This is a genomic window from Flavobacteriales bacterium (assembly GCA_016779995.1).
Lineage (GTDB): Bacteria > Bacteroidota > Bacteroidia > Flavobacteriales > UBA7312 > UBA8444.
In genome coordinates this window covers 1-12,859 of sequence record JADHMO010000006.1, presented here as the reverse complement: position 1 = coordinate 12,859, position 12,859 = coordinate 1, and the positions used below count along the sequence as shown (strand labels likewise).

Genomic DNA, 12,859 nt, shown 5'->3' with positions numbered 1-12,859 from the left:
TGATGCAAAAACAGAGATTAAAACAAGAGATAGGTCTTAACCTTAGTCCACAGCAAATACAGTTTATGAATTTGTTGCAGATACCTCTTATGTCTTTGGAAAAACGCATAGAAGATGAGCTAGAAAGCAACCCCGCTTTAGAAGAAACAACTAAGGATAAAGAGAAAAACGAGGATACTGAAAGTAGCTGGGAAAGCACTAGAAACCACAACCAAAGTACAGAAGAAAAATACAGTACAGTAGCTCGAGAAAGAGAGTTGAGTTTACAAGAATTTCTCTTGCAACAGTTGCCTATGCAAAGCCTCGATGATGATGAATCCGTACTAGCACAATTCATAATTGGCTGCCTTGATGATAATGGTTTTTTAAGCCGTTCGCTACTATCTATCTCCGATGACTTATTGTTTAAGTTGAATCTAAACATCAGCGAAACCGACCTAATGCCCATTTTGAAAATCGTACAAAAGCTAGACCCCCTTGGTGTGGGGGCTAGAGATTTAAAAGAATGTTTACTCCTTCAATTAGAAAACAAAACACAAACAGAGTCTATTATATTAGCTCAATCTGTGCTGAAACACCAATACACAGCATTCGCCAATAAGAACTATGAAAAGCTACTTAAAGAATTTGAAGTTGATGAAGATCAAATCAGACAGGTTTACAAAGAAGTTGAGCAATTGAACCCTAAACCCGGTTCTAGTTTTACGAATACTCAAGAAGTCAATGCATACATAACGGCAGATTTCTTTTTAGAAGCCGATAATGACGAACTAAACGTCATACTCAACAACAGTAGAAGTAAGTCATTAAGGAGTAGTTCGTACTACAAAAAGATGTTAGAAAACTTGGAGCAAGAAAAAGGCGATAAAGAGGCTATCCAATTTCTAAAAGAAAAAATAGAAGGTGCTGAGTGGTTTGCTAATGCTCTTATACAAAGGGAGCAAACCTTACTAAAAACCATGAATTGTATTGTCAGTATTCAAGAAGACTTTTTTAAAACAGGAGACGAGAAACTACTCCAACCCATGAAACTAATGGACATTTCTGAGAAGATAGATTTAGATATTTCTACCATCTCTAGAGTCACTAACAGCAAATACATAGAAACGCCTTACGGGACTTTTTTATTGAAAGAGTTTTTCTCAGATGCTTATAGCAAAGATGATGGCACTGTTATTTCTAATAAAGTGATAAAAAGTCATCTGCAAGACATTCTAGAAAATGAAAACAAGAAAAAACCCTATTCAGATGAAGAGCTTTCTGAAAAACTAGATGAATTAGGTTTTCATATTGCCAGACGTACTGTTGCAAAATACCGCGACCAATTGGGCGTGGCAGTGGCTAGATTAAGGAGGGAATTATGATGCGATTGGCTCAAGTAATTTCTGTTTTGGGACATCCTCTGTTTATGCCTTTATATGCTTTTGGCTTACTCATTTATGCCAATCCTTATATCAATATGATGGTGCCTGAGTCCAGTAAATATTTTACACTCGGCATACTTGTAGTTTTTACCATTATATTGCCTATACTCACTGCTGTCGTGTTTAAATTATTTGGTCTTATTGATAGTCTTTTTATGAAAACTGCCGAAGAAAGAAGGTGGCCTTTTCTACTTACTCTTATTTGGTATTATATGGGCTTTCAATTACTCACAAAAATATATGTGCCTCAAAGTTTTTTACTACTGATGATTGGGGCAATTAGTGCTATTGGTATTGCTCTTGTCATTACAAGTCGTTGGAAAATTAGTATTCATATGCTCGGTATTGGTGGTGTGATAGGTGCTATAATAGGTATTTCTCAACGCTTTCAGTTTGACCATAGCATACTAATAATGGTCTTAATTATTTTTGCTGGACTGATTGGATACGCTAGATTAAAAACCAACTCTCATAACTACCGACAAGTCTATGCTGGATTTATTCTTGGTTTAGCTATAGAATGGATTTGCGTGATGAATTTTTAAAAAAAGTTATCTTTACACTTCAATCCTTAAATCATAAAAAAACCCCTATGAATTGGTATCTAAAAGTTTTAAATCAATATTCTGACTTTAACAGCAGAGCAAGACGGAAAGAGTATTGGATGTTTGCCTTGGTTAATTTTATTATTTCAATGCTTATCGTTGTAGTCGATAATGCCTTAGGTTTTTCCTTTAATTATACAGGAAATGTATCAGGAGCAGGTGTTTTTAATTTATTATACAACCTTTTAATCTTAATCCCTAGCCTTGCTGTTGCCGTCAGGCGACTGCATGATGTTGGTAAAAGCGGTTGGATGTTTTTGATTGTATTTATACCGTTAATAGGACCTATTTGGCTATTCATATTGTTGTTAAGAGATAGCGAAGCTGGAGAAAACAAATATGGCCCTAATCCAAAGGGAGTATAAAACTATTAGTAGAATTTACTTTTAGTTCTTCTCTTTTTCTTTGTATTCGTAGGTGTATGTTTGTTCGTGTTCTTCCAAGAGTTCATCTATTTCATACTGATAAACTTGCTTAGGAGGACCATTGTCTTTAAACCAATAGGCTAGTATAAGCCCCGCCAAAGCTCCTGCCAAATGACCTTCCCACGATATATGTTTTTTCATAGGGAAAATGCCCCATACCATACCCCCATAAAGGAAAACGACAAACATAGATATAGACATTAACTTGGTGTGCTTTCGGATAAAGCCACTAAAAAATAAAAAGGAAGCTAGAGCATAGAGCAATCCACTTGCGCCAATATGAAAACTAGGTCGGCCTATTGCCCAAAGCCATAATCCACTCATGAGCCACGACCAAAAAAAGACTTCTTTAGCAATCCCTTTATAGAAAAACCCTAGCGTAGCGGTTAATACAAATAAGGGTAAAGCATTATTAGTAAGGTGTTTCCAATCACTATGAATAAAAGGTGATAAAAGTACCCCTTTCAAACCTTCTAAGGTACGAGGTAAAACACCGTATTTGGCAAAACGCATACTATATGTGTGCTCTATCCATTCGACAACAAACAGAACGAGGATAAATAAGGCTGGTAAGATAAATATAGAGTACTTCCTTTGTGTTGACATCTTAGAATTTATATTCCATTCCAAGTCCTAAGATATGCAATTGTTTGGGATTATTGGTATTGAATGATTGTTGTAATCTGTAATAGGCATCTATGTCAAAATCTTTTGATAAAGGATAAGTTGCCCCCAAGGAATATCGCCACTTATTAAATTCCGAATCTTTGAAAAATAACTCAAAAGCAGTATAAGGCTCCAAGGGTGTCTTTCTGATATTGTACGACAAAGATACTTTATCTCTTAATGTGAAATTTTCTTCTTGGTATTGATAACGCAATCGGTTTTTCATTAGCCAACGTTTTTTCTTTTTTCTGTAATTGATATCGGTATATATACGGTGGCTAGTTGAGGTGTTTTGAGACAAATCAAAATCAGTAATATAACGATAGCCAATGGCTATAGACCATTTTTTAACAAGGTCATATTTTAAGGATAAATTGCTAAAGGTGACATCAGGTAAAGAGGCGTTTTCTCTAGCTCGAAAGCCTTGATCAAAAGAAACACTCAAATCCTTATTCAAGTCATAAGAAGCACCTATTTTAGACCATAGCTGAAAGTCTTGTTCTTGTGCAATAAGCAAAAAGGGGCAAAACAAAAACAGTATGAAATTACTTTTGTTCATCTTCAAAATAGAATATTCTTAGATTAGCCGTATCTCTTAAAAAGTCAACATTACGAATTTCTACTCGTGTAATATTAAGCCCTGTTCTTTCTTTCAAGTCCGCCATTAACTCTTCTTTTCTTTCAGGTAGAATAAGTTCAATCTTCTCAAAGGTTATGTTTTTTCTAGATTCATGTTTTAACAGCCATACTTTCTCTAAAGCATAGGTTATAGTAATGAACATCACGTTGGTAAAAAGTACCTCAGCGTGGCTAATTTTTTTGTTTACTAAAGCATTCATAACTGAAATGCCTATGACAATGAATAAGTAGGTCATTTCTTTTATCGGTATGGCATCGGTACGGTAGCGAATAATACCAAAAATGGCGAAAAGACCAAGAGCAAATCCTAGCTCTAGCTTAACGTTTTCTAGTAAAAAACAAAGGAAGAAAACCGTTACACTGATAAGTAGATAGGTAAAAAGGTAATCTTTGTTTTTGGTAACAGGATAGTATAGGTATCTAACGATATATCCAACGATTAAAAAGTTAAAGACTGAACGTACCAATAACTCAATAAAGTCATTTTTATCAAAAAAATCAGAGCCGAAAATCTCAACATCTGCCAGTATAAATAGTAAGTCGTTAATCATCTTGAAGTTTATTTATTTTTAAGAATTTGGGTTTAAAGTTATTATTTTTTAAAATAGGAAAAAGACTGGCCGTTGCCATACAGTATTTACTAATTCTAAATGGTCTTACTCCGTGCTTTTTAATAACACGCATAAAAGTTGAAGCGTAGTTTACTTTTTCTTGCTTAACCTCAGCAATAACCATATTGTCTAATTCGCTATGTCTTTCCTCTGCCTCAAAAGTAATGTCTACATCTATGGTTAGTCTTTCCTTGATACGCTTGTTGACTAAGGTTATGCGACTGAATTTATTCCAATGCTTAGGTACTAATGCATCGTCTCTACCCATTATTTGATGAACGAAACGATTGCCTTCCTCTGTCAAGCTATCTAGTATTTTAGCGACTTTGATACGTTTCTTAATTGTCTTACCCTTGTTGTTTTTTTTCTTTACTTCTAAAAAACATAGTCCAGAGTCTATGTATTCTCTATAACGAACTTTATTTCTGTTTTTTTTACCGTTGTGGTGTTCAAAATAAAACTTGAAGTCTTCAGTATCAAAATATAAGGAACGGTAAGCATTTAGGCGAACACCATCTATATCAAGCACATAGTAATGGGCTTTAATTTCTTGCATGACCTTTTCCAATAAACTGTATTCGAATACAAATTTAGTATCCGTTCGATTCATTAGCTTGACCTCATCCATTTGGTTGAGTGAAATGGGCTCGAAAGAAGATAGTATGTTATTGATTGCTTTCAATCTTAAATCGCGTTAAATCGCCTAAATTATAGTGTTCGTTATTTTCAGTTATTTCTATGTCCATTTTTACGGCAACTTCTCCATCAACACAATCGCTTTTCCAAATGGTATTTGCTAACTGTTGAGCATAAATAGGATTGCTTTGATTGATAACAGCCAAGCCTGTCGTATCGGACTCACAATCCGAATAAATAAATACTGTATATGTTCCTTTTCTTAAATTTTCAAATCGGAAAGACCCATCAAATGACGTTTTGTAACTATCGTCATAATAATTGTCCTCATCACCATAAATAATATATACTTCTTCATCTGCGTGATAATAATATCCTAGCGTATCTACACGCTGATTGGTTCCAGGAACATCAAAATGACTAAGTTCGTAGGTAATGACTTTGCCAGTAATGGAAGATGTCCCTCCTTTTCCGGCTTCTTTTTGACAAGCTATAAAGACACTTGCAATAGCTGTTATTAGTAAAAGTTTTTTCATCTTATTGAATAGTTATTTTTCGACTTTCGTTATCAATTAGAAATATATAAATGCCCTTTGGCCAAGAAGATACATTAACGTTAGCACTTCCTTGAATATTACTAAGGTTTAGATGTTCTTTTCCTAAAAGGTCGTAGGCTTTTATACGCTGTGCAAATGGAATTTGAATAGTTAGATTATCACTGGTGGGGTTGGGATATAAGTGTAATTGACTATTAACGTTTTCTACTATTGATGTTCCTAAACCGTTGTTGGCGTTAAAGGTATGAGTTTGTACAACAAAAGGGCCTTTACCATTGGGCACTCTGGCATACCCTAAATCTGAAGGTAAAGAATTGTAAAATAAAGCGTCTATTATAAAATTGTTGGCTGTTGATAGAAAAAGTTCTTCGCCATCGGCAGCTAACTGAAAGCTGGTATGTATGCCACTACTAGCGGCATCGTCTTTGTCTAGCCATACAATTAAATAATCATCGGCTTGTATTTCTACATCTGGGAAAGTCCATTTGTCTAAAACGTTTTCATTATCTGATAAATGATAGCCTCCTAAATTAATAGCTATATCACCGCCGTTATAAAGTTCTACCCAATCGTCATATTGCACGAAACCCGAAGATGTATCTTGAACTGATGATACATTAGATGCCATAAACTCATTGATAACAAGGCTTCCTACAATTGGAAGGTTGTGGTATTCGTGCTCTGCCCTTTCTGGAGAGAAAATCCCTGCTTCGCTATTTTCAGCATAGATATAATACTGCATATCTAAAGCTTCCACATCAACAGATACACCATATGTGCCGTCATTGGCTGCTCCATCATTGTGATTGCCATCATCTAACATTTGTACTTTTACAAATCTATCTTGTGGTCTGAAACGATAAGCTAGAAATACGTAAGAGGCATCCTCTACATTGACAATTAAGTTTGCTGTAGAATAACTGGGTACTACGCTAGGTGTTGTACTTATGGTACTAATTGTTGGCGGCGTTTTGGTTAGCTCATTATGTGTAGATAAAAACTCTGAACGAGAGTTCATCAGATTAGTTATACCATTCACAATTCCTCCACCTGGGCCTCCACCGCCTACGTCTACGTCATTGTTGAGGTTAGCAATAAAATCATCGTAATTATAAGACGTATTGGGGTCGGCTTGTACATCTGCTTTTATTAGGTTTTGCAATTCGAGGCCTCTTTCAGCATACCAACCGTTGGCGAAGTTTTCGTTAAGTATGGTACGCATGTGAGCAACATACATTTTTCTATAGGTTGAATTGCTAAAAATTAAATTCAATAACGGCCAATTATCATCTCCTTCTCTTAGCATTGGATCAAGCTGAGTAAGATCGGTTTGGCCACCCCCTCCCGGTCCTTGATTGACCATTTTAAAGCCACCTAGACACTCGTTTAAGTCCCAAATTATAGTATTCATTCTATTATTATCATCTTTTATGAGGTAATAGTTTTGACGAAAAGGACCGCTATAACTATCAAGATTTACAAGAACATTGTTAAACGCCGACATCCAAATAGCTCTATCTATATCAAAACTATTTTCAATGGTATTGACTGAATTCTGAATGGCATTGGTTAAGTCAATAAGATCTTGCCAACTTGCATCAGATTTCATTTCGTAAAAGTCGTAATAAGAAGCAGAGTCTGCACCTAAATACTCTAAAGATGAACCTCCATTATTTACATTTTGAGGGTTACATTTTATGCGGGTATTATTTTTATCAGAATAAAGGTAATTGTTTTGAAAATCGGAATTTATAGATTCTGAATTGGTATACAAACCATGATATGAACCGTTGATATACACTTTAGAATAGTTAGAACGTGGTGCTTGCATGTATTTTCTAGCTATTTCATAAGATAAGGCTTCTCTTAAAAATGAAGGGTCTTTTTGTCCGCTAGAAAGTTTAATTGTTTCATGACCTTGATAGTCTTGATTGGACTTGATATAATCAATAGAAATGTTTAGTGGGTTTTTATCGTTACTTTCTGAAAAGGTACTATTACCTTTATACTTAACCCCTACACTATCTTTCATAGAGCCATTAAAAATTACTGAATCTGCTATTAGATATTCTTCTGTATCATAATTATCAATCATCAACTGATTCCAATTGTCTTGGGGAAAATAGATTTCTATAGTGGCTATATTATCCATTTCGAAAAGGCTTTGGGCGTTGAGGGTTGTTGCTAAAACAATTGTAGTAAAAATGATTAAAATACTTTTCATAAGTTAATTTCTTTTGAGCCAGTTAAACTATAAATACTAGTTAAATATAACCTTTTGAATGGTATAATCCATCCCATTACTTAATTTTAAAAAATATAGCCCCGATGGTAATTTATTTCTGCTAATAACTGTAGTGTTGACAAAGGAGTCTGTAGCTACAATTTGTCCTTTTAAATCAATTAATTGGTAGCTGTTAAAACTTGCATTATTTACTATTACATAGTCCTTTGCGGGTAAAGGGTAGATACTTAATGAAGGAAAGTCCTCTATGGTTGCCGTCTGGTCATAGGTGACATACAAGATACTAACACAATTATTTTGGTCATATACATAAAATAAGAAGTCCCCCGATTCGCTGGGTGAAAATAGCGAATCCGTTGCCAATACTTCATCCATTTTATCTGTCCACTCATAAGTATATGGGGGTGTGCCTCCAGTAATAGTGGGCTCTAGAGTGTTACCATTTTGGATAACATCTGCCGAAAGAATATTAAAATTAACAAAAGCATCTTGAGTGGTAATATTACCTCCTTCAGAGCTTAGTGATTGATTAACTATAAAAGCATTAGTTTGATTAGGGTTAATATACTGCCCATCAATATTACCGTCAGAAAACGCTACACTCAAAGGTTCTTTACTACAAGCATCTATCTTTTTAAAAGGGAGATAAACTAGTACAGCATATCCATTGTCGAATTGGTCTTCCGAAGTAGGGCTGGTGTGACTGTAAGTGACAGTAGCCATAGCTTGATTGAATGAAATCTCAAACATCTCAGCACTAATACTACCTTGTTGACCAGAAAGAGCACTCAACACATTGTATGAGTCTGTAAACCCTTGTTGGTTTATATCATCTATAATCTGATAGTCTAATTGAACTACTTGTGGGTCATAGGTAATATTAAATTGATAGTTTTCTATGGCTATAAAATCATTGATTGATAATGGCAGAACAAAGAATGTATTCTGTTGGTATTGCCAATTATCATATTCTGATTGCTCTTGCAGATTAAACTCGTCATAAAAAGTAATAGCAACTTGTGAGGAAACAAGAAAAGGAAGGGTGAGGAAATAAAAAAACAGGATTCTTTTCATTAAGTGTAATATTTGATAATTGTGTTTGATTGAAAAAGTCAAGGATTTAATGTAATCTAACAAAGATAAAAAAATCTAAGATAAAAAGGAGGGTTTCATTTGGAAGACAAAGCTAATATCACATCTTCCCATACTTTTATTTTTAACTTCCAATCGTATGACAATCCTAATTGAATAGCATTTTTAGAAATCTGATTAAGTGACACTTTATTGTTTAATAGGTCTTCTATGACTACATTCATTTCGTCTAAAGTTTTAACTACAAAACCATTTTGATTATGGTCTATCCATTGATTAGCACCATAATCTGCATATACTAATGAGGGCACACCAGCACAGGCTGTTTCAAGTATCACTTTTGGAAAACCTTCAGAACGTGAAGGGAAAATATGCAATTGCATATCTTTTAATAATTCTGACAATTCATATTGTGACAACTTACTATGGCAAATTAAGTTAGGCAAATGATTTTCTATTTTCTTACCCTCTCCCACTAAATGAAATTCTAATTGTGAATATTCATTTGCTAATGCTAGGAAATCATCGACCCCTTTTTTAGAGTAATTATTAGCTATCAAAATAACTTTATTGATTGGTGCAGTTTGATAAGTTTTATTTAAAAATAATTGACTTTCCGTTCCTAATTCTAAAATTTTATCTTCTGCGATTAAGCCATGTTTTTTAAAATTATAGTCTTTTATGTATTGTGAAATTGAAAACACTTGACTTAATCGAGCGTAATAATTTAATACATTAAAGCCACTTTTGTTTTTGGCTTTTAAAAAATTAGCATCATCTAAAATTCCTTCAATAGTCGAAAAACTTTTTTTACCAAAAAGTTGACAAATGAATGAATTGAAGCCTAACAATTCTGCCTTAGGCAAGTACACTATATCGGCTTTAATGATATTCCAAAAATAAGCCCAGTACACCATAATACGATGAGGCCAAATACATCTGAATACCTTAACTCCTTCAATAGTTATAGGTGGCTGAGAGTAAAGACCAAGTATAGTAATATCAAATTGTGATTTGTCTAAATATTTAGCAAGAGCAAGGCAGTTAAGATTTTGTGCGTTTGTACTATTTACGTAAGCCCCAAGAAATAATTTTACCCTACTTGTCATAGCGGTAAAAATAGTAAACTATAAGAATTAGAAATTAATAGTTGAGAGTAAACTTTCTTTTTGGTTCAATAATTGCTCCAAAGAAAAGAAGGTTTCTGTTCGATTAATCCCTTCGATTTTGTGTATTTTACTGATAATAAGTCGAGCATCGTTAGAGTCTATGGCTCTGATTTTACAAAACAAACTGGATTTACCAGTAGTAAAATCCATACCTGTAATGTTATTGATTTTCTTGAGCTCTTTTAGTGCAACATCGTATTTAGAAGCTTTGTCCAAATAAATACCCATGTAGCAAGTGTAGTTAAACCCTAACTTATTGTAATCAATCGTAATCGTAAAATTCTTAATAATTTCTAATTTCTGTAGTCTTTTAATTCTAACATGTATGGTTGTATTAGAAACTTTTAAGAGGTTTGAAATTTCAGAAAATGAAATTTTAGAATCAAGAGAAAGCAGCTTTAAAATTTCTAAGTCTAATTTATCTATTAAGGTTGTTTTAGCCATTATAGTAATAATAAGGTTTAAATTTTTTTCTTTTTTAATGAATTATCGGTCAAAAAATAACAATATGACTTTTTAAAGGATTAAAATAGTCATTTTGACTTTTTTTTAAACTTAATGGTTGATAGTGTTCATTTAAAGGTGTAAATATATGTAAATTTGCTGAGTTAGTTAGTAATTTGATATGAAAAAAATAACTGTTCACCAATACAATTCTGTTTCAGAGTACTTTTTAGATGATAAAAAGCAAATTACTGAGGTCAAATATTTATCAGATAATAGGACTAAGGACTATATCTATAATGAGGAAAACCCAGTATATGACTCATTAATTAATTTGTTTAGTAATGATGATTTGACCTTTGAAGTTACAGAATCCAAAAGGAGAACAATTAACGAATATCGACAGAATAAAGACAATATTTATTCATACAGATACAATTAAACATTATGATTTTTCACAACAGAAAGACATTCTTTATAGTATTATCTGCAATCGTATTCACTGTATTATTTTTTTCAAATCCACAATCCATGTCCATGCAGTCTGTCGACATAAATCATGCCGACACTGCTTGGATGATTGTAGCTAGCGCGCTAGTTCTACTAATGACACCTGGTCTTGCCTTCTTCTATGGTGGTATGGTCAGTAAAAAAAATGTCATCTCAACTATGCTTCAAAGCTTTATTGCTTTGGGTGTTATTTCTTTACTTTGGGTACTCTTTGGCTTTAGCTTGGCTTTTGGAGATACCGTCAATGGCTGGGGTATTATCGGAAACCCTTTTCAATATGCTTTTCTCAATAATTTAGACGCTAATAACAGTAACATCCCCTATTTACTTTTCGCCCTGTTTCAATTGAAATTTGCCATAATTACTCCAGCGATTATAACAGGTAGCTTTGCTGAAAGAATTCGATTCAGAAGTTATCTGCTGTTCATGATTTTGTTTTGTATCTTAATTTATACCCCCCTAGCTCATATGACGTGGGCAGGTGACGGATTATTTGCCAACTTGGGAGATGTCATTGGAATAAAAGGATATGAAGGTTTGCACGTATTGGATTTTGCTGGTGGTACAGTAGTTCATATGAGTGCTGGTTTAGCGGCTTTAGCTGGAGCACTATACTTGGGCAAACGTAAAAAAGAAAAAACCGAGCCTGCTAATATCCCATTCATCATATTAGGGACTGGCTTATTATGGTTCGGTTGGTTTGGCTTTAATGCAGGTTCTGCTTTAGCCGCAAATTATGATGCCGTTATTGCATTTGCTAATACCAATATCGCCTCAGCAAGCTCCATGATAACTTGGGTACTTTTCGATAGGTTTTTAAATAAAAAAATATCGGCTGTTGGAGCTTGCATAGGCGCTATTGTAGGTTTAGTGGCTATTACCCCTGCTGCAGGTTTTGTAACGATTAATCACTCAATCGTTATTGGTTTTGTAACGGCACTGATATGTAACTTAGCCATGGTCAAGATTAAAAAATCTAATAAAATTGACGATACTTTAGACGTATTTGCTAGTCATGGAATTGGCGGTATATGCGGTATGATATTAACGGCCGTATTTGCTAAAGACGTAGGTCTTATCTATGGTGAAGTCAATACATTTATTTTACACATAGCTGCTAGTATTGCAGTCATTATTTTCGCTTTCTTTGGTTCACTCATAATCTACAAAATAGTGGATATTATCTTACCAATACGTGTTCGTGACGATCAAGAGGAAAGAGGATTAGACCTATCTCAACACGGAGAAGAAGTCGTTTAATATAATTTTATTGTGCGGTGATGAAATTGGCAAACATGCCCTCCTGTCTCGAGGGTGTAGATAATGGGAAAAACATAGCTTAGGCTTTGCTAACTACTACTTAGAGGTTCGAATCCTTTCCGTACAGCTTAACAGTGAGGTATAATACTATCTCACTGTTTTTTTATTGTAGTGCAATCTTTTTGTAAAGAATTCCAGAATTAGTATGAATCTCTAAAGAATAAATTCCTTTAGAATAGTTGGTTAAGTCGATTTGCTCTAAAAATTGAGAGGAAACATTTGAGTACTGTTGACTAAACACTTCGACCGCCAACATATTGATAACTTTAATAGTTATGCTTTGGACTTCTTCAGAAGTAAAGGTAATGTTAAAGATGTCTCTTGACGGGTTAGGATATACATCCAAGTTAGCCACAGAACTGTTCTCCATTCTTGTACCACCCAATGTGTATTCAACAGGCTGAGAGAAGATTGTTGCCCAAGAAGTTCCGTTGGTACCACAAGCACCACGTATTTTCCAAGAGTAATCTCCTGCCGTCAAACCAAACTTAGTTTTTGAAGTCAATGAACCTGCTA

At 34.2% G+C, this 12,859-nt stretch carries 15 protein-coding genes; 5 read left to right on the top strand and 10 right to left on the bottom strand.

Annotation, left to right across the window (positions count from 1 at the left end; genetic code table 11):
• Positions 1 to 2: 2 nt before the first annotated feature.
• Genes rpoN through ISP71_05250 form a run of 3 tightly spaced genes read left to right on the top strand, consistent with a single transcriptional unit; the run spans position 3 to position 2,394 of the window.
• Positions 3 to 1,364, top strand: a complete 1,362-nt coding sequence (rpoN, locus tag ISP71_05260) for an RNA polymerase factor sigma-54 (GenBank protein ID MBL6663496.1) — start codon at positions 3 to 5, stop codon at positions 1,362 to 1,364.
• Positions 1,361 to 1,969: a hypothetical protein gene (locus tag ISP71_05255; GenBank protein MBL6663495.1), complete on the top strand. Its 609-nt coding sequence runs from the start codon at positions 1,361 to 1,363 to the stop codon at positions 1,967 to 1,969. The genes rpoN and ISP71_05255 overlap by 4 nt, the downstream gene beginning before the upstream one ends.
• Before the next feature lie 47 nt (positions 1,970 to 2,016).
• Positions 2,017 to 2,394 (top strand): DUF805 domain-containing protein, encoded by a 378-nt coding sequence (locus tag ISP71_05250; GenBank protein ID MBL6663494.1) that lies wholly within the window; start codon positions 2,017 to 2,019, stop codon positions 2,392 to 2,394.
• 21 nt (positions 2,395 to 2,415) lie between these two features.
• Here the strand turns inward: ISP71_05250 and ISP71_05245 are convergent, their stop codons facing one another.
• The 9 genes from ISP71_05245 to ISP71_05205 form a co-directional block, all read right to left on the bottom strand.
• On the bottom strand, positions 2,416 to 3,060 hold the full coding sequence (locus ISP71_05245; protein MBL6663493.1) for a rhomboid family intramembrane serine protease: 645 nt from the start codon (positions 3,058 to 3,060) through the stop codon (positions 2,416 to 2,418).
• Between the two features lies 1 nt (position 3,061).
• Positions 3,062 to 3,679: a DUF2490 domain-containing protein gene (locus ISP71_05240; protein ID MBL6663492.1), complete on the bottom strand. Its 618-nt coding sequence runs from the start codon at positions 3,677 to 3,679 to the stop codon at positions 3,062 to 3,064.
• Positions 3,666 to 4,310 carry a DUF4956 domain-containing protein gene (locus tag ISP71_05235; GenBank protein MBL6663491.1) on the bottom strand — a complete coding sequence of 215 codons (645 nt, stop codon included), beginning with the start codon at positions 4,308 to 4,310 and terminating at the stop codon, positions 3,666 to 3,668. The genes ISP71_05240 and ISP71_05235 overlap by 14 nt, the downstream gene beginning before the upstream one ends.
• On the bottom strand, positions 4,303 to 5,052 hold the full coding sequence (locus ISP71_05230; GenBank protein MBL6663490.1) for a polyphosphate polymerase domain-containing protein: 750 nt from the start codon (positions 5,050 to 5,052) through the stop codon (positions 4,303 to 4,305). The genes ISP71_05235 and ISP71_05230 overlap by 8 nt, the downstream gene beginning before the upstream one ends.
• Positions 5,036 to 5,542 (bottom strand): hypothetical protein, encoded by a 507-nt coding sequence (locus ISP71_05225; protein MBL6663489.1) that lies wholly within the window; start codon positions 5,540 to 5,542, stop codon positions 5,036 to 5,038. Before ISP71_05225 ends, ISP71_05230 begins: the two co-directional genes overlap by 17 nt.
• A 1-nt stretch (position 5,543) precedes the next feature.
• On the bottom strand, positions 5,544 to 7,787 hold the full coding sequence (locus ISP71_05220) for a CotH kinase family protein (protein ID MBL6663488.1): 2,244 nt from the start codon (positions 7,785 to 7,787) through the stop codon (positions 5,544 to 5,546).
• Between the two features lie 36 nt (positions 7,788 to 7,823).
• A complete protein-coding gene (locus tag ISP71_05215; GenBank protein ID MBL6663487.1) occupies positions 7,824 to 8,882 on the bottom strand; it encodes a T9SS type A sorting domain-containing protein in 1,059 nt (352 codons plus the stop codon).
• Between the two features lie 95 nt (positions 8,883 to 8,977).
• Positions 8,978 to 10,009, bottom strand: coding sequence for a glycosyltransferase family 4 protein (locus tag ISP71_05210; protein MBL6663486.1), 1,032 nt, complete (start codon positions 10,007 to 10,009; stop codon positions 8,978 to 8,980).
• Positions 10,010 to 10,036: 27 nt separating this feature from the next.
• Positions 10,037 to 10,513 carry an AsnC family transcriptional regulator gene (locus ISP71_05205; protein ID MBL6663485.1) on the bottom strand — a complete coding sequence of 159 codons (477 nt, stop codon included), beginning with the start codon at positions 10,511 to 10,513 and terminating at the stop codon, positions 10,037 to 10,039.
• A 181-nt stretch (positions 10,514 to 10,694) separates the two neighbouring features.
• On the opposite strand from ISP71_05205, the gene ISP71_05200 reads away from it, so the two are divergent.
• Together ISP71_05200 and ISP71_05195 are read left to right on the top strand one after the other, a co-directional pair.
• On the top strand, positions 10,695 to 10,955 hold the full coding sequence (locus ISP71_05200) for a hypothetical protein (protein ID MBL6663484.1): 261 nt from the start codon (positions 10,695 to 10,697) through the stop codon (positions 10,953 to 10,955).
• A gap of 5 nt (positions 10,956 to 10,960) precedes the next feature.
• On the top strand, positions 10,961 to 12,283 hold the full coding sequence (locus ISP71_05195) for an ammonium transporter (GenBank protein ID MBL6663483.1): 1,323 nt from the start codon (positions 10,961 to 10,963) through the stop codon (positions 12,281 to 12,283).
• 163 nt (positions 12,284 to 12,446) lie between these two features.
• Here the strand turns inward: ISP71_05195 and ISP71_05190 are convergent.
• Positions 12,447 to 12,859 (bottom strand): T9SS type A sorting domain-containing protein (locus ISP71_05190; GenBank protein MBL6663482.1); only part of this gene is annotated, 413 nt, incomplete at its 5' end.